Origin of the sequence: Plastoroseomonas arctica, from assembly GCF_018128965.1 — a bacterium.
Lineage (GTDB): Bacteria > Pseudomonadota > Alphaproteobacteria > Acetobacterales > Acetobacteraceae > Plastoroseomonas > Plastoroseomonas arctica.
In genome coordinates this window covers 14,927-38,639 of sequence record NZ_JAAEDH010000010.1, presented here as the reverse complement: position 1 = coordinate 38,639, position 23,713 = coordinate 14,927, and the positions used below count along the sequence as shown (strand labels likewise).

At 68.9% G+C, this 23,713-nt stretch carries 17 protein-coding genes; 10 read left to right on the top strand and 7 right to left on the bottom strand.

All coding sequences use genetic code 11. From position 1 onward, the window contains the following. Position 1: 1 nt before the first annotated feature. The 3 genes from GXW79_RS21620 to GXW79_RS10215 are packed head-to-tail and all read right to left on the bottom strand — an operon-like array spanning position 2 to position 4,877. Positions 2–2,095: an acetyl/propionyl/methylcrotonyl-CoA carboxylase subunit alpha gene (locus GXW79_RS21620; RefSeq protein ID WP_211874289.1), complete on the bottom strand. Its 2,094-nt coding sequence runs from the start codon at positions 2,093–2,095 to the stop codon at positions 2–4. A gap of 5 nt (positions 2,096–2,100) precedes the next feature. Continuing rightward, positions 2,101–3,708, bottom strand: a complete 1,608-nt coding sequence (locus GXW79_RS10220; RefSeq protein WP_211874288.1) for a carboxyl transferase domain-containing protein — start codon at positions 3,706–3,708, stop codon at positions 2,101–2,103. Then, positions 3,708–4,877, bottom strand: coding sequence for an isovaleryl-CoA dehydrogenase (locus GXW79_RS10215; protein ID WP_211874287.1), 1,170 nt, complete (start codon positions 4,875–4,877; stop codon positions 3,708–3,710). Before GXW79_RS10215 ends, GXW79_RS10220 begins: the two co-directional genes overlap by 1 nt. Before the next feature lie 188 nt (positions 4,878–5,065). On the opposite strand from GXW79_RS10215, the gene GXW79_RS10210 reads away from it, so the two are divergent. Continuing rightward, a complete protein-coding gene (locus GXW79_RS10210; protein ID WP_211874286.1) occupies positions 5,066–6,148 on the top strand; it encodes an MBL fold metallo-hydrolase in 1,083 nt (360 codons plus the stop codon). Here GXW79_RS10210 and GXW79_RS10205 read toward each other — a convergent pair. Beyond that, entirely contained in the window at positions 6,121–6,819 is a 699-nt protein-coding gene (locus GXW79_RS10205) for a response regulator transcription factor (protein ID WP_211874285.1), read from the bottom strand. The genes GXW79_RS10210 and GXW79_RS10205 overlap by 28 nt on opposite strands. Positions 6,820–6,912: 93 nt before the next feature. Here GXW79_RS10205 and GXW79_RS10200 point away from each other — a divergent pair, with 93 nt between their 5' ends. After that, entirely contained in the window at positions 6,913–8,313 is a 1,401-nt protein-coding gene (locus GXW79_RS10200) for a sensor histidine kinase (RefSeq protein WP_211874284.1), read from the top strand. Positions 8,314–8,322: 9 nt separating this feature from the next. On the opposite strand, the gene GXW79_RS10195 is transcribed toward GXW79_RS10200, so the two are convergent. Beyond that, positions 8,323–9,624, bottom strand: coding sequence for an efflux RND transporter periplasmic adaptor subunit (locus tag GXW79_RS10195; protein ID WP_211874283.1), 1,302 nt, complete (start codon positions 9,622–9,624; stop codon positions 8,323–8,325). A 214-nt stretch (positions 9,625–9,838) separates the two neighbouring features. Here GXW79_RS10195 and GXW79_RS10190 point away from each other — a divergent pair, with 214 nt between their 5' ends. Both GXW79_RS10190 and GXW79_RS10185 read left to right on the top strand, forming a co-directional pair. Continuing rightward, a complete protein-coding gene (locus tag GXW79_RS10190) occupies positions 9,839–12,955 on the top strand; it encodes an efflux RND transporter permease subunit (protein ID WP_211874282.1) in 3,117 nt (1,038 codons plus the stop codon). Positions 12,956–12,984: 29 nt separating this feature from the next. Further along, positions 12,985–14,388 (top strand): TolC family protein, encoded by a 1,404-nt coding sequence (locus tag GXW79_RS10185; RefSeq protein ID WP_211874281.1) that lies wholly within the window; start codon positions 12,985–12,987, stop codon positions 14,386–14,388. Here the strand turns inward: GXW79_RS10185 and GXW79_RS10180 are convergent. Next, entirely contained in the window at positions 14,385–14,813 is a 429-nt protein-coding gene (locus GXW79_RS10180) for a DUF1810 domain-containing protein (RefSeq protein ID WP_211874280.1), read from the bottom strand. The two genes, GXW79_RS10185 and GXW79_RS10180, sit on opposite strands and share 4 nt — an antisense overlap. A 247-nt stretch (positions 14,814–15,060) precedes the next feature. Here GXW79_RS10180 and katG point away from each other — a divergent pair, with 247 nt between their 5' ends. Next, complete coding sequence (gene katG / locus GXW79_RS10175; RefSeq protein WP_211874279.1) at positions 15,061–17,259, top strand: catalase/peroxidase HPI; 2,199 nt, start codon at positions 15,061–15,063, stop codon at positions 17,257–17,259. A 212-nt stretch (positions 17,260–17,471) separates the two neighbouring features. Next, positions 17,472–17,942 carry a CreA family protein gene (locus GXW79_RS10170; RefSeq protein WP_211874278.1) on the top strand — a complete coding sequence of 157 codons (471 nt, stop codon included), beginning with the start codon at positions 17,472–17,474 and terminating at the stop codon, positions 17,940–17,942. A gap of 319 nt (positions 17,943–18,261) precedes the next feature. On the opposite strand, the gene GXW79_RS21785 is transcribed toward GXW79_RS10170, so the two are convergent. Next, complete coding sequence (locus GXW79_RS21785) at positions 18,262–18,411, bottom strand: PepSY domain-containing protein (RefSeq protein WP_367614875.1); 150 nt, start codon at positions 18,409–18,411, stop codon at positions 18,262–18,264. A gap of 309 nt (positions 18,412–18,720) precedes the next feature. Between GXW79_RS21785 and GXW79_RS10160 the strand changes: the two genes are divergently transcribed. The 4 genes from GXW79_RS10160 to glgC all read left to right on the top strand — a co-directional run bounded on the left by GXW79_RS10160 (position 18,721) and on the right by glgC (position 23,702). After that, entirely contained in the window at positions 18,721–19,638 is a 918-nt protein-coding gene (locus GXW79_RS10160; RefSeq protein WP_211874277.1) for a PfkB family carbohydrate kinase, read from the top strand. 126 nt (positions 19,639–19,764) lie between these two features. Continuing rightward, positions 19,765–22,173: a glycogen/starch/alpha-glucan phosphorylase gene (locus GXW79_RS10155; RefSeq protein ID WP_211874276.1), complete on the top strand. Its 2,409-nt coding sequence runs from the start codon at positions 19,765–19,767 to the stop codon at positions 22,171–22,173. A 55-nt stretch (positions 22,174–22,228) separates the two neighbouring features. Beyond that, on the top strand, positions 22,229–22,444 hold the full coding sequence (locus GXW79_RS10150) for an alpha amylase C-terminal domain-containing protein (protein ID WP_211874391.1): 216 nt from the start codon (positions 22,229–22,231) through the stop codon (positions 22,442–22,444). Next, a complete protein-coding gene (glgC, locus tag GXW79_RS10145) occupies positions 22,437–23,702 on the top strand; it encodes a glucose-1-phosphate adenylyltransferase (protein ID WP_211874275.1) in 1,266 nt (421 codons plus the stop codon). Before GXW79_RS10150 ends, glgC begins: the two co-directional genes overlap by 8 nt. Positions 23,703–23,713 lie beyond the last annotated feature (11 nt).

The following is a 23,713-nucleotide window of genomic DNA, read 5'->3' as shown; positions in this document are numbered from 1 at the left end:
CTCAGCCCGGTTCGGCGCCGATCGTCACCACCTCCGCGCCCTCGGCGACCATGCCATCGAGGGTCGCGCGCAGGGCGAGGACGATGCCGTCGATGGGCGCGCGCAACGCGATCTCCATCTTCATCGCCTCGATGACGAGGAGCGTCGCACCTTTCACGACATGGTCGCCGGGTGCGGCCAGAATCTGGATCACGCGGCCCGGGATGGGCGCGATGACGCGCTCGCCGGAGCTGGCCGCGGGTGGTGGCGGTGCCAGGGGATCGACCTGCTCGAACACATGCCGGCCGCCGTCCAGCGCCACGGTCAGCGCGGCGCCCTGGCGGATGACAAGCGCCGGCCGCGTGTGGCCGCCCAGGGTGAGCTGGCCATCGCCAAGCCGCGCATCCTCGGCACCGGCGATGGCAAGACCGCCATCCGGCCGCGCATGCAGGCGCAGCGTGGTGCCCACGGTGCTGCCCGGCTCGCGCAGCAGGATTGCGTGGTGGCCCACGCCGTTCATGCGCCAGGCATCGGCCGCGGCCCAGGGATCACCCGTGCGCGCGCCAGCCTGAAGTTCGGACGCGACGTGCAGCGCCGCCGCAATGCGGGCGGCATCGCGCAGCGACGGCGTGGCCGTGCCGGCGGTGAGCATGTCCAGGTGCCGCGCGATGAAGCCGGTATCGACGCCGCCGGCCGCGAATTCGGGGTGAGCGGCGATGGCGCGCAGCAGGTCCAGATTTGTCGCGACACCGATCGCCTCGCAATCCGCCAGCGCCGCCCGCAGGCGCGCGACGGCTTCGGCGCGGTCCGCACCATGGACGATGATCTTCGCCAGCAGGGAATCGTAGTAGGGCGTGACGCTGTCGCCCTGCCGTACGCCGGTGTCGACGCGCGCGCCCTCCGGCAGACGCAGATGCGCGAGCGTGCCGGTGGCGGGCAGGAAATTCCGCGCGGGGTCCTCGGCGCAGAGCCGCACCTCGATCGCATGACCAAGGATGGCGAGATCACCCGCGGGCAGCGCCTCGCCGGCGGCGATGCGCAGCTGCCATTCGACCAGGTCGAGGCCGGTGATCATCTCGGTGACCGGATGCTCCACCTGCAGCCGGGTGTTCATCTCCATGAAGTGGAAGCTGCCGCCGCCCTCGGGCATTCTTTTGTGAGACGTGCCGCCCGGCACGCCTTGATGAGACGTGCCTTCCGGCACGCCTCTATGAGACGTCCCTTCCGGCAAGCCTTCATGGGACGTGCCTTCCGGCAAGCCTCTATGAGACGTGCCTTCCGGCACGATGAATTCCACCGTCCCGGCGCCGACGTAGCCGACCGCGTGTGCGGCGGCGACGGCTGCTTCGCCCATGCGCGCGCGCAATTCCGGCGTCATCCCCGGTGCGGGCGCTTCCTCCACCACCTTCTGGTGGCGGCGCTGGATGGAGCAGTCGCGCTCGAACAGCGACACGGTGCGGCCGTGGCTGTCGGCAAAGACCTGGATCTCGATGTGGCGCGGCCGGACCAGGTATTTCTCCAGCAGCACGCGGTCATCGGCGAAGGCCGCGAGCGCCTCGCGCTGCGCACTGGTCAGGGACGCTTCGAAATCCTCCGCGCGCTCGACCACGCGCATGCCGCGCCCGCCGCCGCCGGCGCTCGCCTTGATCAGCACCGGGTAGCCGATGCGCGCGGCGGCGTCGGCCAGCGTGGCCGTATCCTGCGCCTCGCCGTGGTAGCCCGGCACCAGCGGCACGCCGCTCGCTTCCATCAGCGCCTTGGATGCCGCCTTGGAGCCCATCGCGCGGATCGCGCCGGCCGGTGGCCCTATGAAGACCAGGCCGGCGGCCGCGCAGGCTTCGGCGAAATCGGCATTCTCCGACAGGAAGCCGTAGCCAGGATGGATCGCCTCCGCCCCGGTTCGCCGCGCAGCGTCGAGGATGGCCGCGATGTCGAGGTAGCTCTGCCGCGCCGGCGCGGGCCCGATGGCGATCGCCTCATCGGCCAGCGCCACATGCAGCGCGCCGGCATCCGCCTCGGAATGGACGGCGACGGTTTTGATGCCCATCCGTCGCGCGGTGGCGATGATGCGGCAGGCGATCTCGCCGCGATTGGCGATGAGGATCTTCGTGAACATCCCCCTCACATCCGGAACAGGCCGAAGCGCGTCTCCGCAGGCAGCGCGTTGCGCGCGGCGGCAAGGCCCAGCGCGAGCACACGGCGTGTATCGGCCGGGTCGATCACGCCGTCATCCCACAGACGCGCGGTCGCGTAGTAGGGGTGGCCCTGGGTCTCATACTGCGCACGGATCGGCGCGGTGAAGGCTTCCTCGTCCTCGGCACTCCAGTCGCGCCCCTGCGCGGCCAGCGCATCGCGCCGCAGTGTTGCCAACACGCTTGCCGCCTGCGCGCCGCCCATGACGCCGATGCGCGCATTGGGCCACATCCACAGGAAGCGCGGCGAGAAGGCGCGCCCGCACATGCCGTAATTGCCGGCACCGAAACTGCCGCCGATGATCACGGTGAATTTCGGCACGGCAGCAGTGGCGACGGCTGTCACCATCTTCGCGCCATCCTTGGCGATTCCGCCGGCCTCGTATCTCTGGCCGACCATGAAGCCGGTGATGTTCTGCAGGAAGACCAACGGGATGCCGCGCTGGGCACACAGCTGGATGAAGTGCGCGCCCTTCAGCGCGCTCTCCGAAAACAGCACGCCGTTGTTCGCGACGATCCCGATCGCGTGCCCCTCGATCCGAGCGAAGCCGCAGACCAGCGTCGCGCCATAGCGTTCCTTGAACTCGTCGAAATCGCTGTCGTCGACGATGCGCGCGATCACCTCCCGCACGTCATACGATGCGCGGCTGTTGGCGGGGATGATGCCGTAGAGCTCCTCGGCCGCGAAGCGCGGCGGGCGTAGTGGCAGCGGCGCGGGCCAGGTGGGCGCGACCGCATTCAGCCGCGCCACCGCGCTGCGCGCGAGGCCCAGCGCGTGGCCGTCGCTTTCGGCGAGGTGGTCGGCGACGCCGGAGATGCGGGTGTGGACATCGGCGCCGCCCAGCGCCTCCGCGCTCACCACCTCACCGGTCGCAGCCTTCACCAGCGGCGGTCCAGCGAGGAAGATGGTGCCCTGTTCGCGCACGATGATGGTCTCGTCCGACATCGCCGGCACATAGGCGCCGCCCGCTGTGCAGGACCCCATCACCACGGCGATCTGCGGAATGCCCTTGGCCGACATCGTGGCCTGGTTGAAGAAGATGCGGCCGAAATGGTCGCGATCTGGGAACACCTCGTCCTGGTTCGGCAGGTTCGCACCGCCGGAATCGACCAGGTACAGGCAGGGCAGCCGGTTCTGCTCCGCGATCTCCTGCGCGCGGAGATGCTTCTTCACCGTCAGCGGGAAATAGGTGCCGCCCTTCACCGTCGCGTCATTGGCGATCACCATGCAGTCGCGCCCGCTGATCCGTCCGATCCCCGCGATCAGCCCGGCCGAGGGCACCACATCCTCATACATTCCGTGCGCCGCCAGCTGGCCAATTTCGAGGAAGGGTGAGAGCGGGTCGAGCAGCAATCGCACCCGTTCGCGCGGCAGCAGCTTTCCGCGTGAGACATGGCGCTCGCGCGATGCCGCACCGCCGCCCGCTTCCACCCGCGCGGCGTGCGCGCGCAGATCCGCTACCACAGCCCGCATCGCCTCGGCATTGGCGACGCTCTCGGGCGCGGCCGCGTCGAAGCGGCTCTCGATCACCGGCATCAGCCGCCCTCGGCAAAAAGTTCGCGACCGATGAGCATGCGGCGGATCTCGGAGGTCCCTGCGCCGATCTCATACAGCTTTGCATCGCGCAGCAGCCGGCCGGCCGGGTAGTCATTGGTATAGCCATTGCCACCCAGCGCCTGGATGGCCTCCCCCGCCGCCCAGGTCGCCTTCTCGGCGGCGAACAGGATGGCACCCGCGGCATCCTTGCGCGTCGGCCGGCCGTGGTCACACGCCCGCGCCACGGCATAGACATAGGCGCGGGCGGCATTGGTGATGGTGTACATGTCGGCAAGCTTGCCCTGCATGAGCTGGAACTCGCCGATGGCGCGACCGAACTGCTTGCGCTCCCGCGTATAGGGCAGCACCAGGTCCAGGCAGGCGCGCAGGATGCCGAGCGGCCCGCCGGCCAGCACCGCGCGCTCGTAGTCGAGCCCGCTCATCAGCACGCCGACGCCGCCACCCACTTCGCCGAGCACATTCTCCGCCGGAACTTCGCAGTCAAAAAAAATCAGCTCGCAGGTGTTCGATCCGCGCATGCCCAGTTTGTCCAGCTTCGCGCCCGTGGAAAAACCGGCGAAACCGCGCTCGATCAGGAAGGCGGTGATGCCACGCGACCCCGCCTCCGGCGCAGTCTTGGCATAGACCACCAGCACATCGGCGTCGGGCCCGTTGGTGATCCACATCTTGCCGCCATTGAGGATGTAGCGGTCACCGCGAAGCTCCGCCCTCAGGCGCATGCCCACCACGTCCGACCCCGCGCCGGTCTCCGACATCGCCAGCGCTCCGACATGCTCGCCACTGATCAGCTTCGGCAGATACCGCCGCTTTTGCGCGGCGCTGCCGTTGCGGCGGATCTGGTTTACGCAGAGGTTCGAATGCGCCCCGTAGGACAGGCCCACCGAGGCCGAAGCGCGGCTGATCTCCTCCATCACCACGACATGGTCGAGGTAGCTGAGCCCGGCGCCGCCATGCTCCTCCTCGACCGTGACGCCGAGCAGGCCCAGCTCGCCCATGCGGCGCCACAAGGCCATGGGAAATTCATTGTCGCGATCGATCCCCGCGGCGAGCGGGGCGATCTCGCGCTCTGCGAAATCGGCGACCATGTCGCGCAGCGCGGCGGTCGTGTCGCCCAGTTCGAAATCGAGACCCGTGTCGCTGCGCGGCATGGCGGTGTGTCCTCCGGACTTGGCGCAATCGCGCCGGGAAATATCCCCCCGGCGTCGGCGGAACGCAACGCGGGCGATGGTGCCGGATGCGCGGCACCGCCCAGGGATGCGTTGCGGCGCGCCGCGACCGGCGCCTAGACTTGGCGCGGCAGTCCCCCCGGGGGCACCTGCCCTCGGGAGGGCGCGGCATGATCTTCCGGCAATTGTTCGACAGCGTTTCGGGCACGTACAGCTACCTCCTCGCCAGCCGCCATGGCGGCGAAGCGCTGATCATCGACCCGGTGCTGGAAAAGGTGGATCGCTACCTCAAGCTGATGGAGGAGCTGGACCTGCGCCTGGTGAAGGCGGTGGATACGCATCTGCACGCCGACCACATCACCGGCCTCGGCGCGCTGCGTGACCGCACTCGCTGCATCACCGTGATGGGCGAGCAGAGCCAGGTCGATGTCGTGTCCATGCGCATCGGCGAAGGCGACCGGCTGCATGTCGAGGGGCTGAGCCTCGATGTGCTCTACACGCCCGGCCACACCGATGATTCCTACAGTTTCATCATGGGCGACCGCATCTTCACCGGCGACACGCTGCTGATCCGCGGCACCGGGCGCACCGACTTCCAGAACGGTGATGCGCGCCAGCAATACGCCAGCCTGCAAAGGCTGATGCGCCTGCCCGAGGAGACGTTGGTCTTCCCCGCGCATGACTACAAGGGCGACACGGTGAGCACGATCGGCGAGGAGAAGCGGCACAATCCGCGCCTGCAGGTGCGCGACGCGGAAGCCTACGCCGCGCTCATGGAAGGCCTGCACCTGCCCAACCCGAAGATGATGGATGTCGCGGTGCCGGCCAACATGCGGCAGGGCCTGTTGCAGGCGGAGATCGCGCGGCGCGGCTGGGCTATAGGGTCGACGGAAGCCGCGGCCTTGATCGGCGCGCATGGCGTCGTGCTGGTCGATCTGCGCGAGCAGGCCGAGCGCGCGAAGCACGGCGTGATCCCCGGTTCGGTGCACGCGCCCTACGCCGATCTGCAGGCGAATCTCCGCCCCGGCGGGGTGCTGCACGACCTGGCCACGGCGACCGGGCGCGCGCTGCTCTTCTACTGCGCCTTCGGTGAGCGCAGCGCGATGGCGGTGCAGGCAGCGCAGGATGCCGGGTTGCTGCAGACGCGGCATATCGCGGGCGGCATGGGCGCCTGGGCACGCGCCGGGCTGATGGTGGAGCGCCCGGGCTGCAGGGCCGTCGCGGCTCAGCCGGCCTCCGCCGGCGGCGCCTGAACGGACGCTGCGTCCAGCCGATAGCCCAGGCCGCGCACGGTGTGGATCACCACCCCCGCCTGCACCTCGTTCAGCCGCGTGCGCAGCCGGTGCACATAGACCTCGACGGCATTGGGCTGCACGGCACGGTCGAGACTCGCCATGCGCGCCTCGAGCGCCTCCTTCGCGACCGGGCGCGGCATGGCGCGCAGCAGCGCTTCGAGCAATGTGCGTTCGCGCCGCGGCGGCTCGAAGGCGCGGCCGGCGACGGTGAGCGCGCGCGACGCCGGGTCGAAGGATAGCGCACCCAGCGTCAGGGTCACCGCCACGCGGGTGCCGCGCCGCTGCGCCGCGTTCAGCCGTGCGACGACCTCACGCAGGGTGATCGGCTTGACCATGTAGTCATCGGCGCCGAGGTCGAGTCCCTTGCACACCTCCGCCACGTCGCCGAGCGCGGTCATCAGCAGCATGGGCGGCGTGTTTGGCTGGTGGCGCAGACGGCGGATGAGGTCGAGCCCGTCTCCATCGGGCAGGCCGCGGTCAAGCAACAGGGCGTCGTATTCCCCCGTCGCGAGCGCGGCCTCGGCGTCGGCGACGCTGCCCACCATCTCGGCCTCCCAGCCGGCGCGGCGCAACCCTTCACCGAGCAACGCCGCCAGACGGTCATTATCCTCGACCAGCAGCACCCGCACCGGCAGCTCCCTCTGCAAAGCGGTATACTAGCGTGCCGGACGGCCGCTGCCGCCCCCGATTCCGTTCACGTCGCCGATGCCCTAAGCTGCGCCATGGCGATGGAACCAAAGTCCAAAAGCACGCATAGCCTGATCCTGCGCCTCGCGCTCTGGCACGCCGTGGTCGGGCTCGGCACGCTGCTGCTCGGGGGAGCGATCCTGCAGGACACCCTGCGCGAGGTGGTGTGGCTGGAACATCGCCGCGGCATCCTCGCCGCCGCCGGCGAGGTCCGCCAGCGGCTGGAGGCAGAGGGCGTCGCGGGCCTCCGCCGGCCGCTGCCCGAAGCCATCGCCCAGCGCTTCGACACCGCCAGCGGCACCATGATGTATGCGGTCATCGACGCGCGCGGCCGCCGGCTGGTGAGCTCGCCCGGCGCCGAGCAGGTGCTGCCGCGGCTGGCGGAGGATGGCACCGTGCAGCGCGATTTCCAGCAGGGCCAGGATGGTTCGCTCGTCTGGGGCGTCACCGAGCGGATCGCGACGCCGGATGGACCGATGGATCTCCAGGTCGCACAGGACATGGACCGCAGCTACGTCGTTCTCGACAACGTCCCGGCTGCGGCCCTTCTACCGTTGCTCGCGGTGCTGGGCGGCGGTTCGGTGCTGATCTTCCTCGCCAATGTCGGCCTGCTTCTGCTGCTGCTGCGCCCACTGCGCCGTGCGGCGCGGGAGGCGGAGCTGATCGGCCATGGCGGCGCCCCGCGCCTGGCCACCGCACGCATGCCGGCCGAGGTGCTGCCGCTCATCGAGGCGGTCAACGGGGCGCTCGACCGGCTCGATGATTCGCTCGCCTGGCAGCGCGGCTTCTCGGCCGAGGTCGCCCATGAGCTGCGCACCCCGCTCGCGATCCTCCTGGCCGAGCTCGACCTGCTCGATTCCGGCGCCGTAACCGAACGGCTGAAACATGACGTCGAGCAGCTCGCGCAGCTGGTGAGCAGCCTGCTGGAAGCCGCCGCCGCCGCCCGCGACCAGCCGCTGCGCGACGAGGTGTTCGACCTAGTCGCACTCGCCGACACCTCGGTCCGGCGCTTCGCAACGCTCGCCGAGCGCGAGGGTCATGCGCTGAGGGTCGCCGCACCGGCGCAGCCGATCTGGATTCGCGGCGAGGGCGACGCGATGGGCCGCGCGCTGCGCAACCTGCTGGAGAATGCGTTGGCCCATTCGCCGCCGGGCGCGCCGATCGACCTCCGCGTCGCCGCGCACGAGGATGGCGGCGCCGTCATCGAGGTCGCCGACCACGGCACCGGCGTGCGCGAGGCGGACCGCGCGAGCCTGTTCCGCCGCTACTGGCGCGCCGGCAGCGTGCGCCGTCGCGGGCTGGGGCTCGGCCTGTCCATCGTGGAGCGGGTGGTGCTCGCCCATGGCGGCACCGTGGATGTGCACAACGCCCCCGAGGGCGGTGCCGTCTTCACGCTGCGGCTGCCGGCACCGCTGGACGCCGTCGCTGCCGCCTGAGGCGCAGTCTCAGTCCTGCGCGGCGCGGTCGATGAACAGCGCGCCGCCGCTGACCACGCGGGCGCCATCCTCCAGCCCCTCGGTGACCTGGACATAGCCGCCGATCTGCGGCCCGACCCGGACACTGCGCAGGATGAAGCGGGTATCGTCGATCGCTTCCCACAGCGACACCTGCGCGCCGCGATGGATCAACGCGCTGGCCGGCACCGCGACTGCGTTTCGCGCATCACCAACGGCGATGCGGAAGGCGGCGAACATCTCGGGCTTGAGCAGGTGCTCGGGGTCCTGCACGGCGGCGCGGATCGCGAGGCGCCGGGTGGTGGGGTCGAGTGCGGCGCCGACATGCTCGATCCGGGCGGCGAAGGTGCGGCCCGGCAGGGCGGACACCGTGACCTCGATCTCCTGGCCGATACGCACCAGCGGCGCGTCGAGCTCGCGCACCCCTGCAACCAGCCACACGTCGGACAGGTCCGCGATGGTGTAGACCGGGTCGGAACCGCCGGCGCCGAGCCATTGGTTCGGCCCGATGCGGCGCTGCACGACGGTGCCGGCCAGCGGGGCGACCACGGAGACCACGGCGTTCACGCGCCGGGTCCGCTCGATCTCGGCAATGGCGGCGGGATCGCGGCCGAGCACGCGCAGGCGGTCGCGCGCGGCCGCGAGCGAGGCCTCGGCGGTACGCAGGTCGCCTTCGGCATTGGCGAGGTCGGCCTCGGCCTGCTCGAGCTCGCGGCGCGCCGCGGCGCGGGCGGCGAACAGCTCGCGCTGGCGGGCGAGGTTGCGCGTGGCCAGCGTCAGCTGGGTGCGGGCCCGGCCGGTGCCGTCGAGCGCGCCGAGCAGGTCGTTCGCGGCCTGGGTGAGATCCGTCGTCTCGATCTCGAATAGCACCTCGCCGGCCTGGACCTGCTGGCCGGGCTGCGCGACGGCGCGCAGGACGCGGCCGGTATAGGGGGCGAAGACGGGGGTCGAACGGTCCTCGTTGTAGGAGATGCGACCCTCGGCCACGCGCTCGGGGCGGAAGTCGCGCCGGCCCACCGGCTCGATCCGCAGCAGCCGGGCCTGGGCGGGCGGCAGGCGGAAGGACCCATCGGTCAGCCGTCCGGTCGCCGCACCGGTGACCGGCACCGCCTCGGCGGTCGGCGCCCGCTGCGTCAGCCACCAATAGGCACCCGCACCGGCACCGAGTGCGAGCACCACGGCCACGCCGAGCAGGCGCTTTCGCCGGCGGGGCGGCACTGGCGGCGCGGGCGGGGCGATGGGCGTGAGGATCTCGACCTCGGACATGGCGGATTTCGGCGACACGCTGTTCATGCACACAAACTCCTGCGATGCCGCGCCTCGGCTTGGTCCGGCATCGGTGATGCGGATGGTTTAGGGCTTGGTGCTTACATCCGGCTTACGGCGGAATTCCGCCTTTCCAAAGTGCATGTCAGGGCGGAGAAGGAGCCGCCTTCGACCTGCGCGCGCCGCGCCCGCCTGCCCCCTCACCCGTCACATCGGGCCCGACCTGCTGGGAGTGTCCGCCTTGCGTCAACTCGTTGCCCAGGCGCTCGAGCGCCGACCCATGGTGCTGCTGTTCTTCGTGCTGTTCCTGGTGGTCGGCACGATCGGCTTCCGCCAGCTCAACATCGAAGCCTATCCGGACCCGGTGCCGCCCACCGTGGTCGTCATCACCCAGAATCCGGGCCAGAGCGCGGCCGAGATCGAGCGCAACATCACCGTCCCGATCGAGGTCGCGATGTCGGGGCTGCCGAACCTCACCACCCTGCGCTCGACCTCGCTGTTCGGCCTGTCCGACGTGCGGGTGCAGTTCAACTTCAACTACACCTATGACGAGGCGGTGCAGCAGGTGCTCAACCGCCTGGGCCAGATGTCGGGCCTGCCGGCAGGCGCCCAGCCGGGCATCTCGCCCGCCTCGCCAATCGGCGAGATCATGCGCTACCGCCTGGTGGGACCGCCCGGCTATCCGCTCGAGGACCTCAAGACGCTGCAGGAATGGGTGCTGGACCGGCTGTTCAAGCGGGTGCCCGGCGTCATCGACGTCACCTCCTTCGGGGGCACCACCAAGACCTATTCCGTGCAGGTCGATCTCGGGCGGCTGGCCGCCTATGGCCTCGCGCTGCCGGCGGTGGTCGACGCGATCCGCAACGGGTCGGTCAATGTCGGCGCCGGGCTGCTGAGCCTGGGTGCGCAATCCGTGGTGGTGCAGGGCATCGGCCTGATCCGCAATGTCGAGGATATCGGCCAGGTCGTCATCGGCAGCCAGAACGGTAGCCCGGTGCTGGTCTCGGACGTCGCCACGGTGCAGCTCGGCACGCTGCCGCGGCTGGGCGTGGCCGGGCATGCCGAGGATGACGACGTGGTGCTCGGCACCGTGCTGATGCGCCGCGGCGAGCAGACGCTGCCCACCATCCACCTGGTCCAGCGCGAGGTCGCGCGGATCAATGCCGGCGGCGTGCTGCCGCCCGGCGTCTCGATCCTCACGCTCTACGACCGCGAGGACCTGGTCTCCTCGACCACGGTGAAGGTGGTGCACAACATCCTCGAGGGCGTGCTGCTGATCCTGGTCATCCAGTGGCTTTTCCTGGGCGATCTGCGCGGTGCCGCAGTGATCGCGGCGACCATCCCCTTCGCCTTCTTCTTCGCCGTGCTGCTGATGCTGGCGCGTGGCGAGAGTGCGAACCTGCTCTCGCTCGGCGCGCTGGATTTCGGCCTGCTCGTCGATGCCACCGTCATCATGGTGGAGAACATCTTCCGCCACCTGCACCTCGCCCGCCACGCCTCGGACGGGCAGCCGCGCCGGCCGGTCTCGATGACGGTGCTGCGCGCGGCGGCCGAGGTGGACAAGGCGATCCTGTTCTCGATCATGATCATCATCGCCGCCTTCATTCCGCTGTTCGCCATGGGCGGCATCGAGGGGCGCATCTTCGGCCCGATGGCCAAGACCTATGCCTACGCGATCTGCGGCGCGCTGCTGGCCACCTTCACCATCACGCCCGCACTCGCCGCGACCTTCTTCAAGGCCGACACGGAGGAGCGCGACACCTTCGCCATCAAGGGGGTTCGCTGGGTCTATACGCGGATGTTCGGCTTCGGGCTGCGCCGCCGCGTGGCCACACTCGCCATCGCCGGCGTGATGCTGGTCGGCAGCGTCGGCGTGATGACGCGCCTGGGCGCCGAATTCCTGCCCACGCTCGAGGAAGGCAGCATCTGGTTGCGCGCGACCATGCCCTCGACCATCTCGCTCGAGGAAGGCAACCCGGTCGCCAACCGCATCCGCCGCATCTTGACCGAATTCCCCGAGGTCATCACCGTGACGTCGCAGCAGGGCCGGCCCGATGACGGCACCGACAGCGCGGGCTTCTTCAACGCGGAGTTCTTCGTCCCGCTTCTGCCGCAGGAACGCTGGACCACCGCACCCGACCGCGACGGGCTGGTGAGCGCGGTCAGCCGGCGGCTCTCGGCCGAATTCCCCGGCGTGGAGTTCTCCTTCTCGCAGACCATCTCGGACAACGTCCAGGAGGCCGCGAGCGGCGTGAAGGGTGCGAATGCGGTGAAGGTGATCGGGCCCGACGTCGCCGTCGCCTCGCGCATCGCCGACCAGATAAGGCGCGAAATGGCACAGATCCAGGGCATCGCCGACCTCGGCGTGCTGCTGAGCGTGGGGCAGCAGACGCTGTCCATCACGGTCGACCGCGCCCGTGCCGCGCGGCTGGGCCTCACCGTGGGCGACGTGAACAACGCGCTGTCGGCGGCCGTCGGCGGGCAGGAGGCCGGTACGGTGTTCGAGGGCGACCGCCAGTTCTCCATCATCGTGCGCCTGGCCGAGGGCTATCGCGGCAGCATCGACGCCATCGGCCGCGTGCCGGTCGGCGGGGCCGGCAATGCCACGCTGCGCGACGTGGCGCGCATCGAGATGATCTCCGGCCCCTCCTACATCTACCGCGAGAATTCGGCGCGCTACGTGCCGGTGCGATTCTCGGTGCGCGAGCGTGACGCGGCATCCGCGGTGCAGGAGGCGCAGGAACGGGTCGGGCGCAATGTCGAGCTGCCGCAGGGCTACCGGCTGGAATGGGTGGGCGAGTTCCGCAACCTCCAGCTCGCGGTGGCGCGGCTGATGGTGGTGGTCCCCATCGCGCTCGGGATTGTCGCGGTGCTGCTCTACATCTCCTTCGGCCGCATCCGCGAGACGCTGATGGTGTTCGCCATGCTGCCGCTGTCCATCTCGGGCGGCGTCTTTGCGCTGATGCTGGCGGACCTGCATTTCTCGGTGCCCGCCGCGATCGGCTTCCTGGCGCTGCTCGGCATCACGGTGATGGAGGCGATCATCTTCCTCTCCTACTTCCGGCAGTTGCAGGAGCAGGAGGGGCTGGACTGGACGCCCGCGCTGCTGCGCGCCGGCTTCGACCGGCTGCGGCCGGTGATGATGACCTGCTTCGCTTCGTTCTGCGGGCTGCTGCCCATGGCGCTCGCCTCGGGCATCGGCGCGGATGTGACCAAGCCCCTTGCCGTGGTGGTGGTGGGCGGCATCGGGCTGGTGCCGGTGTTCATCCTGGTGGTGCTGCCCGCAGCGGTGGACCTGCTTGGCCGAGGCCCGGCCGAGCGGGAATACCGCCTGCGCAACCCCGTCCCCGCCGAATGACCACGCGCGCCTTGCCCGAGAGACTGATCATGCGCCTTGCACCGCTGAGCCTCCTCGCCTCCGCGATGCTGGCGGCGCCCCTTGCCCCCGCGCATGCGCAGCAGTCACGACCGCGCGGAACCAACGCCGCGCAGGCGCGACCTGTCACGCCCGCCACCAGCCCCGGCATCACCCTGGCCGAGGCGGAGTCGCTGCTGGTCGCGCGCAACCTCACGGTCATCGCCGCGCGGCGCGGCGTGGACATCGCCGCCGCGCAGCGCCTGGTCGCCGACACCAACCCGGCCGGGTCGGTCGGCTATGGCCAGACCACGGCCCAGGTGAACGAGCGCCAGCGCTTCAGCGGCTATACCGGCGCGCGCTACATCTCGCCGCTGAACAACCTCTCCTTCAGCCTGACGGTCACGATCGAGCGCGGCGGCAAGCGGGAGCTGCGCACCCGCCTCGCGGAGGAACAGATCAGCGTCGCCGAAGCCCAGGTGCTCGACGCCATGCGCGAACAGATCTTCGCGCTGCGCACCGCCTTCATCCAGGGGCTGCAGGCGCGCGCGAACCTGCAGGTGGCGCTGGCCAATCGCGAGAGCCTGGGTCGGACGGAATCGCTGCTCTCGCTTCAGGTGCGCGAGGGTGCGATCCCGGAGGCGGACCTGCTGCGCTTCCAGGCGAGCCGGCTGCCCTTCGAGCAGGATGTCGCGAACGCCATCCAGGCCTATGCCGCCTCGGTCGCGCAGGTGACGGCGTTGCTTGGCGCCGATGCCAGCCTGCCGCGCGCGGCCCCCGGCGCCAGCTTCGAGCTGCGCGGCCGGCTCGAGGGGGAGCGCCCGCTCGACATCCCCCGCGGCACGCTCGCTGCCGCCATCGCCACGCGGCCCGACGTGCTCGCCGCCCAGCGCACGGCAAGCGCGGCGAACGCCAATACGCGCCTCGCCGAGGCCGGCCGGTCGCGCGATGTGTCGCTCGGCGGCAGCGCGTCACGCACCGAACTCAGCCAGGACCTGCCGTCGGGCTCCACCACCCCGCGCGCGACCAATACGCTAGGGCTGAGCCTCTCCGTGCCAATCTTCACGCGCCGCATCACGGAAGGGAATATCGCCGTGGCACAGGCGCAGCAGAGCCAGGCGCAGGCCCAGGCCGATGGCGCACTGGCCCAGGCGCAGAGCGATTTCGCCATCGCCTGGGCAAGCTACGAGCAGGCGCGCAGCCTGCTCGCGCTGACCACCGGAACCGCGCTGCGGCGCGCCGAGGATGCCTATCGCGCGACCGAGGCCGCCTACCTCGCCGGTGGCCGCAGCCTGCTCGACACGCTCGACGCGTTGCGGACGCTCAACGCCACGCGCGTCGCGGCGAATGCGGCGCGCGCGGCCTATGCGACCGCACTGGTGACGCTGGAGCGGACCAGCGGCGTGGACGGGCTGGCGCCCCGGCTGCAGCCCTAGCCTTCGGCCAGCAGCCGCGCGGTGAGCTGGTCTGGTGCGTTGTCGTAGAAGGCGCGCAACACGGCGCGGAAGCCGGGCTCGGCCGGATTCACGGCGGCGAACAGCGTCATCGAGGAGCGCAGCTTGAGGTCGTCAGGGCTGCCGAGGATATCGTGCGCCGAGCGCCCCGCGTGCGCCAGCATCAGCGCCGTGCAGGCAACGAGGCGCGGCCCTAGCACCGGGTGCAGGCGATAGGCGCGCGCCTCGTCGAGCGAGACCATGCCGAAATGCAGCGCCGTCGCGCTGTGGCCCAGGGCACGCAGCTGCGGGAAGACGAACCACATCCAGTGCGATCGCTTGCGCCCGGCGCGCAGCTCGGCCTCGACCGCCGCCATCACGGGGTCCTGCGCCTCGACGAAGCGGTGGAGTGCAAATGGATCGGCCATGGCCACGATGCTACACGAGCGCGGCGACGGGCGGAGCCCCCGCCATTGCGCTCCGCCACCCAGACCCTATTCTCCCGCCAGGACGGTCCTGTTCAAGGGAACGCCTGACGGTGAGGATGATGCGGCGTCCCGGATCATGGGTGCGCGCATCGGGGGTTGGAACCTTTCCGCACCATCATGCTGTCTCCGGAACTCGTGGCCTGCGTCCCGGACCACACGAGACCATCACTCAGAATCGGAGAGAAACATGGACGGAACGAGTAGCCCGAGCGCCGGCAAATGCCCGGTGATGCATGGTTCGCCCAAGCACGTGACGCTCGGCGGCCGGTCCAACAAGGATTGGTGGCCGAACCAGCTGAACCTGCGCATCCTCCACCAGCACTCCGCGCTGTCGAACCCGATGGGCAAGGGGTTCAGCTATGCCGAGGAATTCAAGAAGCTCGACATCGAGGCGCTGAAGCGCGACCTCGCGGAACTGGCTACCACGTCGCAGGATTGGTGGCCGGCCGACTACGGCAATTACGGCCCGCTGTTTGTCCGCATGGCCTGGCACAGCGCGGGCACCTACCGCATTGCCGACGGCCGCGGCGGGGCAGGGTCCGGCACGCAGCGCTTCGCGCCGCTCAACAGCTGGCCGGACAACGTCAACCTCGACAAGGCGCGGCGCCTGCTGTGGCCGATCAAGCAGAAATACGGCAACGCCGTCTCCTGGGCCGATCTGCTGATCATGGCTGCCGACGTCGGGATGGAGACGATGGGCTTCAAGACATTCGGCTTCGGCTTCGGCCGCGCCGACGTGTGGGAGCCGCCGGAGGACATCTATTGGGGCGCGGAGGACACCTGGCTCGGCGACGTGCGCTACACCGGTGACCGCCAGCTGGAAGACCCGCTGGGCGCGGTGCAGATGGGCCTCATCTACGTCAACCCGCAGGGCCCGAACGGCCAGCCCGACCCGCTCGGTTCAGCGCGCGACATCCGCGAGACCTTCACGCGGATGGCGATGAACGACGAGGAGACGGTGGCCCTCGTCGCCGGCGGCCATACCTTCGGCAAGTGCCATGGCGCGGGCGCGGAATCCAATGTCGGGCGCGAGCCCGAGGCGGCCTCGATCGAGGAGCAGGGACTGGGCTGGAAGAACAGCTTTGGGACCGGATCGGGCGGCTACACCATCACCAGCGGCATCGAGGGTGCGTGGACCAACAATCCCGTCGCATGGGACAATGGCTACTTCGACAATCTGCTCGGCCATGAGTGGGAGGTGACGAAGAGCCCGGCCGGCGCCTGGCAGTGGACGCCGACGGACCCCGCGGCACAGACCAGCGTGCCCGACGCGCATGATCCCTCCAAGCGCGTCGCACCCATGATGACCACGGCGGACATGGCGCTGAAGATGGACCCCATCTACGCGCCCATCTCCAAGTCCTTCCATGAGGACCCGCAGAAGTTCGCCGACGCCTTCGCGCGCGCCTGGTTCAAGCTGACCCATCGCGACATGGGGCCGAAGGTGCGCTACCTCGGCCCGCTCGTCCCCGCCGAGGAGCTGATCTGGCAGGACCCTGTCCCGCCGGCGACGCAGCCGTTGATCGGCGATGCGGAGATCGCGACGCTGAAGGCACAGATCCGCGACTCCGGCCTCTCCGTCTCGCAGCTGGTGAAGACCGCCTGGGCCTCGGCCTCGACCTTCCGCGGTTCGGACAAGCGCGGCGGGGCGAACGGCGCGCGCATCCGCCTCGCCCCGCAGAAGGACTGGGAGGTGAACGAGCCGGCGCAGCTGGCGAGCGTGCTCGAGACGCTCACCGGCATCCAGGCGGCGTTCAATGCCGGCGGCAAGCAGGTCTCGATCGCGGATCTGATCGTGCTCGGCGGCTGCGTCGGCGTGGAGCAGGCGGCGAAGGCGGCCGGGCATGAGGTCAGCGTCCCGTTCACGCCGGGCCGCACTGATGCCTCGCAGGAGCAGACGGACATCGCCTCGTTCGGGGTGCTGGAGCCGACCGCGGATGGCTTCCGCAACTATCTCAGGACCTCCTATGCACTGTCGGCCGAGGAGCTGCTCGTCGATCGCGCGCAGCTGCTGACACTCACCGCGCCGGAGATGACGGTTCTGGTCGGCGGGCTGCGCGTGCTGGGGGCTAATGCCGGGGACACCATGCGCGGGGTCTTCACCGAGCGTCCGGGCGTGCTCACGAATGATTTCTTCGTCAACCTGCTGGACATGAAGACGAGCTGGACGCCGGTGTCCGAGGTGGGCGACCTTTTCGAAGGACGCGATGCCTCGGGTGCGTTGAAGTGGACCGGAACGCGGGTCGATCTCGTCTTCGGTGCAAACTCGCAGCTGCGCGCTCTGGCCGAGGTGTTCGCCTCGGCAGGGTCCGAAGGCGCCTTCGTGCAGGATTTCGTGGCGGCCTGGGTGAAGGTGATGAACCTCGACCGCTTCGACCTGGCCTGATCGGATTGGACTGCGCCCGGGAGGATGTCTTCCCGGGCGCCCAACCACGTTTCAGCGGGCGCACAACCGGTCCTCGGCCGGCGCATTCGCCATTCACGACCAGCCCTTGCGAACTTGCGGTCCGCTTCAGCGTTGAGCCGTCGTGCGGCGTCATCTAGGGATCGCCTGCTCGCCGCGACGCAGCCCGCGCCGCCTTGAAGGAGATCGTCCGCATGCGCGCCGCCTGCCTGGCTACCCTCTTCGCCCTCACCCTCGCCTCGCCCGCGCTGGCCGACGACACGCGGGAGATCGGCTACGTCAACACCGCCATCACCAATCTTGGGCTGACGCGCAGCCATCGCGTCGTGGTCGAGCGCTTCGATGATCCGGAGGTGCGCAACGTGTCCTGCTGGATCAGCCAGGCCCGCACCGGCGGTGTCGGCGGCATGCTCGGCGTCGCCGACGACCCGTCCCGCTTTGCGTTGACCTGCGCGGCGACCGGCGCGGTGGAGGTCCAGCCCGGCGCGCGCCGCGGCAATCGCGGCGAGCAGGTGTTCGAGAGCAGCACGAGCCTGTTCTTCCAGGAAACCCGGGTGCACCGCTTCATTGACGAGCAACGCAACGCAGTCGTGTACCTGGCGTGGTCCACGCGGCTGATCGATGGGAGCCCGTTCAACGCCGTGGCAGTGGTGCCGATCCGCTGAATACGAGGCCGCTCTGAAAAGCGGCCACAGCTGCAAGCCAGCGCCGGCTCCTCACTCTTCGTCGGCGACCGTGCCGGGCAGAATACTGGGAGAGTGACTCCGATCATCAGTGATGATGAGCGACGCGGATGTTGACCCGCATGACCTTTCCGGCCTCCGTTGCGACATCCCCTACGCGGAAGAGAGCCGCAGCGGGTTGTGCCGCCGCTGCTCGAAAGGCGGCATCGCAGCGAAACGACTACGTTGGCGCCGAGCGTCCGGATCCTTTCGCCTGCAGCGGTGGGAGCCGGACTCCAACCTTCTTTGGCAACAGTTCCCTTCAGACCTGATCGATTTCAACTTTCAAGGCCAACAGCGTGCCGGGATGGAACATTGCTTCGTAGCGTTCGCCACGGTCGTTGGTGGCATGGACCCCATAGCAGCCATCCCTGGTCCTGATGCCAGTGACCCGCCCTCCCTGCGCCTCCACCTGCTGCTGAAGCGCGGCGCGCGGCTGCCACTCTGCTAGGGGCAGTTTGCACCGCTAGTCAGCGAATGCGGCGCTGGCGCCGATGGTGCAGAACACCAGCACTGCCGGCAGGAGGACGGGCCATTACACTGCATCCAGAAACTTGCGCCTTGGGACGAGAAGCGCATCCGCGCCTGACAGTCGGCTGAACCAGAAGCGTAGCGGCATTCAGCTAGGTGTCAGCGGCAAACCCTCCGCGGCAGGGCGATTGCCACGAATCGGAAGAAGGGCGCTTTCGGCGCGGCGCGCATTTCCTCTAGCTTCGCGACCATGACGAAATCCCTCCCGCCCCTCGTGATCTGCCTCGGCAATGTCGTCGCCGATCACGTCTTCCGGGTCGATGAAGTACCACAGCCGCCGGCTAAGGCGCGGGCGCGCGGCTACAAGCTTACGGTCGGCGGGATGGCAGCAAATGCGGCCATTGCGGTAAAGCGCCTGGGCGGGCGGTCCGCCTTCTGGGGTCGCGTCGGGGATGATTCGAACGCCACGCTGTTGACCGAGCAGCTGGGCGTGGAGGGCATCGACCTCACCGGCATGCACGCCGTGGCGGGCGCGCGCAGCCCGGTTTCCGCGGTGCTGGTTGATCGCTATGGCGAGCGCGCGATCATGGGGTTTCGCGGCGAGGGTCTCGGCACCGATCCCTCCTGGCTGCCGCTCGGTATGCTGCGCGAGGCGCGCGGGTTCCTGTGCGATCCGCGCTGGCCGGAAGGCGCGCATGTTGCGCTGGAGGCTGCGGAAAAGCTCGACATACCGACGGTGCTCGACGGCGAGCGCAGCGAGACGCGCCTGCTGCTCGATCTCGTGCCACGCGTGCGCTATGCGATTTTCTCGGCACCCGGCCTCAACAATTTCGCGCCCGGCCAGCGCCCGGCCGAAGCGCTGCGCCGCGCCGTGTCCGAGGGCGTCACCCGCATGGCCGCCGTCACCCGCGGTGAGAAGAGCACGCTCTGGCTCCGGCGCGGCGAGACCCGGCCGCGTGAGATGATGGCGTTCCGGATCGAGCCACGCGATACCACCGGCGCGGGCGATGTCTTCCATGGCGCCTTCGCGCTCGGCATGGCGGAGGGGATGGATGAGGAGGCAGCGCTTCGCTTCGGCAGTGCCGCAGGCGCATTGCGGGCGCGTGACGGTGCGACCGCCCATCGCGCCGAGACGGACGGCTTCATCGCGGACCGCGCGGAAGGGTGACGCGCCATCGCCGCTTTTGGCCGAGGCCCGATCCGTGTCACACTCTTGTGACGAAAACCACCAAGGACTTCCCGCCTCGTGACTGACGCCGCACCACCCGACGCCTCTGCGAATAGTTCGGGAGACATGCGCGACGCCATCCTGCGCAAGCTCACCTATGACCTCGGCAAGAGCCGCGCGGCAGCGGTCGATCGTGATTGGTTCATGGCCACCGCGCTCGCCGTGCGGGACCGCGTCGTGGAACCCTGGCTGAACGACATGCGCTCGGCCTACACGACCGGTCAGAAACAGGTCTACTACTTCTCCCTGGAATTCCTCATCGGCCGCCTGCTGCGCGAGAACATGTCGAATTTCGGCATGGTCGAGGAGGTCCGCGCCGCATTGTCGGAGCTCGGCGTCGACGTCGCGAAGGTGATCGACAGCGAGCCCGATGCGGCACTCGGCAATGGCGGCCTCGGCCGCCTCGCCGCCTGCTTCATGGAAAGCCTGGCGAGCCTGTCCATCCCCGCCTTCGGCTATGGCATTCGCTACGATCACGGGCTGTTCAAGCAGATCATCCGGCACGGCTGGCAGGAAGAGTTTCCGGAGGACTGGCTGCAATTCGGCAATCCCTGGGAATTCGCCCGTCCCGAGATCGCGCACAGCATCGGCTTCGGCGGCACCGTCGAAGAGCTGGACGGCGAGGATGGCACGCCGCGTCACGTCTGGAAGCCGGCCGACCTGGTGTTGGCCGTCGCCTATGACACGCCGATCCTTGGCTGGCGCGGCAAGCATGTGAACACGCTGCGCCTCTGGTCCGCGCGCGCGCCCGACCCCCTGCGCATCGATGCATTCAATCGCGGCGACCATATCGGCGCACTGTCTGAACGGATGCGCGCAGAGGCGATTTCGCGCCTTCTCTACCCGTCGGATGATTCGCCCGAGGGGCTGGAGCTGCGCCTAAAGCAGGAGTTCTTCTTCAGCTCCGCGGCCCTGCAGGACCTCATCCGCCGCCATGTTCGCGTCTATGGCGGTCTCGAATCCCTGCCCGACAAGGTCGCCATCCAGCTCAACGACACGCATCCCGCGATCGTCGTCGCCGAACTCATGCGCATCCTGCTCGACGATCACGCCATGCCCTGGGCCGAGGCCTGGCGCGTCACGCAAGGCACCATCTCCTACACGAACCACACATTGCTGCCCGAGGCGCTGGAAACCTGGCCGGTCCCGCTGATGGAGCGCCTGCTGCCGCGCCACATGCAGATCATCTACATCATCAATGCGGCGCACCTCGAAGCGGTGAGCACCGCCCATCCGGGCAATTTCGATCTGCTCGGCGCCGTCTCGCTGATCGATGAGAGTCATGGCCGGCGCGTGCGCATGGGCAACCTCGCCTTCGTCGGCTCGCACAAGGTCAATGGCGTCTCCGCGCTGCATTCGGATCTGCTGAAGAAGACCGTTTTTCGGGACATGAACACGCTCTTCCCGGGGCGCATCACGAACAAGACCAACGGCATCGCGTTCCGACGCTGGCTGCAGCAATGCAATCCAGGGCTGACCGCGCTGGTGCGCGACAGCATCGGGCCCGAATTCCTCGACCGGCCCGATGCGCTGACCGCGCTTCGTCCACTCGCGGCCGATGGCGGATTCCGCTCCTCCTTCGCTCAGGTGAAGCGCGCGAACAAGGAAGCGCTGGCCGCGCTCATCCGGCGCGAGACCGGCATCCGCGTCGACCCCGCCGCGCTGTTCGACGTGCACATCAAGCGCATCCACGAATACAAGCGCCAGTTGCTCAACCTGCTGGAGACAGTGGCGCTGTACAACGAGATCCGCGCGCAACCGCAGAAGGATTGGCAGCCGCGGGTGAAGATATTCTCCGGCAAGGCGGCGGCGAGCTATCATCGCGCGAAGCTCATCATCAAGCTCGCGCATGACATCGCGCGCACCGTCAATCGCGATCCCACCCAGCGGGACCTGCTCAAGGTGGTCTTTTTGCCGAACTACAACGTCTCACTGGCCGAGGTCATCATCCCCGCGGCCGATCTGTCGGAACAGATCTCGACGGCGGGGATGGAGGCCTCCGGCACCGGCAACATGAAGCTGGCGCTGAACGGCGCGATGACCATCGGCACGATGGATGGCGCCAATGTCGAGATCCACGAGCATGTGGGCGCGGAAAACATCTTCATCTTCGGCCTGACCACCGAGGAGGTCGCCGCAAGGCGCCTGGATGGCTGGCGCGGGCAATACTCGATCGACGCCTCGCCGCGGCTCGCGCAGGCGCTGGAATCGATTGCCTCCGGCGTGTTTTCCGCCGAGGACCCGCATCGCTACGGCGAACTCGTGCACATGCTGCGCGAGCATGACCACTTCCTCGTCACCGCCGATTTCGCCAGTTATTTCGACGCCCAGCGCCAGGTCGAATCGCGTTGGTCGAAGCCCGACGAATGGCAGCAATCCGCCATCCTCAACACCGCCAACATGGGCTGGTTCTCGTCGGACCGCACCATCACCGAATATGCCCAGGAGATCTGGCGTGTCCCCGTGCCGGGATAGCGCGCGCGATGGAAGCGTGGCGGCTCGGCGAGGATGATCTGGCGGCGCTGCGGGCATCCGGCGCGCGGTGCTGAACACCGACGCGACGGCATTCGGCGGAAGCGGCCTGGGCAATATGGGCCAGGTGGTGGCCGCAGATGAACCCGCCCTTGGGCAGCCGGCATCGGCGAGGGTGTTCTTGCCACCGCTCGCAACGCTCTATCTGATACCGGGTCAGTGGAACGCGCCGCAGCGCGCGGTGGGAGAGAGCGAAATGCGCCAAGATGTCTGACCGCGCGCCCGCCGCCACGCCGCTGGCGCGAACCGCCATGGCCTTCGTGCTGGCCGGCGGCCGCGGCTCGCGGCTGATGGAGTTGACAGACCGGCGCGCCAAGCCCGCGGTGTTCTTTGGCGGCAAGTCGCGCATCGTCGATTTCGCGCTCTCCAACGCCATCAATTCCGGCATCCGCCGCGTCGCCGTCGCCACGCAGTACAAGGCACACAGTTTGATCCGCCATCTGCAGCGCGGCTGGAACTTCTTCCGTTACGAACGCAATGAAAGCTTCGACATCCTGCCCGCCTCGCAGCGCGTCTCGGAACAGAATTGGTATCTTGGCACGGCCGATGCGGTGTTCCAGAACATCGACATCATCGAGGACCTGGCACCGCGCCACATCGTGCTGCTCGCGGGCGACCACATCTACAAGATGGATTACGAGCGCATGCTCGCCCAGCATGTCGAGATGGGCGCCGATGTCACCGTCTCCTGCATGGTCGTCCCGCGCGAGGAGGCCAAGGGTTTTGGCGTCATGGCGGTGGATGAGCGCTCCTGGATCACCGACTTCGTCGAGAAGCCCGCCGAGCCGCCGGGGCTGCCGGACCGGCCCGATGTCTCGCTCGCCTCGATGGGCATCTACGTCTTCGACACGCGCTTCCTCATCGACCAGCTCCGGCGCGACGCGGCCGATGAAGCCTCCACCCACGATTTCGGCAAGGACATCATCCCCTACATCGTCGCCCATGGCCGCGCGGCGGCGCATCGCTATGAGCTGTCCTGCGTGCGCTCCAGCCACGAGTCCACCCCCTATTGGCGCGATGTGGGGACCATCGACGCCTATTGGGAAGCCAATATCGACCTCACCGACATCGTCCCCCCGCTTGATCTCTACGACCAGGCCTGGCCGATCTGGACCTATGGGGAGGTGACCCCGCCGGCGAAATTCGTGCATGACGAGGCGGGCCGGCGCGGCGAGGCGATCTCCTCGCTGGTGTCGGGCGGCTGCATCATCTCGGGCGCCGCCGCGCGCCGCTCGTTGCTGTTCACCGGCGTGCACCTGCACTCCTATGCGAAGCTCGAAGGGGCCGTGCTGCTTCCGAGCGTCGATGTCGGCCAGGGCGCCCGCCTCACCAAGGTGGTGGTGGATCGCGGTGTGCGCATCCCCGCGGGCATGGTCGTGGGCGAGGACCCGGTCGAGGATGCGCGCCGCTTCCGGCTTACCGAAAAGGGCGTGTGCCTCATCACCCAGCCGATGCTCGACCAGCTGGCATGAGCGCGACGCCG

Bases quoted from the DNA above. Each gene is read 5' to 3' on its own strand.
- katG (WP_211874279.1), top strand. From the start codon at position 15,061: ATGGACGGAACGAGTAGCCCGAGCGCCGGCAAATGCCCGGTGATGCAT.
- GXW79_RS10220 (WP_211874288.1), bottom strand. From the start codon at position 3,708: ATGCCGGTGATCGAGAGCCGCTTCGACGCGGCCGCGCCCGAGAGCGTC.
- glgC (WP_211874275.1), top strand. From the start codon at position 22,437: ATGTCTGACCGCGCGCCCGCCGCCACGCCGCTGGCGCGAACCGCCATG.
- GXW79_RS10155 (WP_211874276.1), top strand. From the start codon at position 19,765: ATGCGCGACGCCATCCTGCGCAAGCTCACCTATGACCTCGGCAAGAGC.
- GXW79_RS10170 (WP_211874278.1), top strand. From the start codon at position 17,472: ATGCGCGCCGCCTGCCTGGCTACCCTCTTCGCCCTCACCCTCGCCTCG.
- GXW79_RS10160 (WP_211874277.1), top strand. From the start codon at position 18,721: ATGACGAAATCCCTCCCGCCCCTCGTGATCTGCCTCGGCAATGTCGTC.
- GXW79_RS10215 (WP_211874287.1), bottom strand. From the start codon at position 4,877: ATGCCGCGCAGCGACACGGGTCTCGATTTCGAACTGGGCGACACGACC.
- GXW79_RS10200 (WP_211874284.1), top strand. From the start codon at position 6,913: ATGGCGATGGAACCAAAGTCCAAAAGCACGCATAGCCTGATCCTGCGC.
- GXW79_RS10185 (WP_211874281.1), top strand. From the start codon at position 12,985: ATGCGCCTTGCACCGCTGAGCCTCCTCGCCTCCGCGATGCTGGCGGCG.
- GXW79_RS10210 (WP_211874286.1), top strand. From the start codon at position 5,066: ATGATCTTCCGGCAATTGTTCGACAGCGTTTCGGGCACGTACAGCTAC.
- GXW79_RS10180 (WP_211874280.1), bottom strand. From the start codon at position 14,813: ATGGCCGATCCATTTGCACTCCACCGCTTCGTCGAGGCGCAGGACCCC.
- GXW79_RS21620 (WP_211874289.1), bottom strand. From the start codon at position 2,095: ATGTTCACGAAGATCCTCATCGCCAATCGCGGCGAGATCGCCTGCCGC.
- GXW79_RS10195 (WP_211874283.1), bottom strand. From the start codon at position 9,624: ATGAACAGCGTGTCGCCGAAATCCGCCATGTCCGAGGTCGAGATCCTC.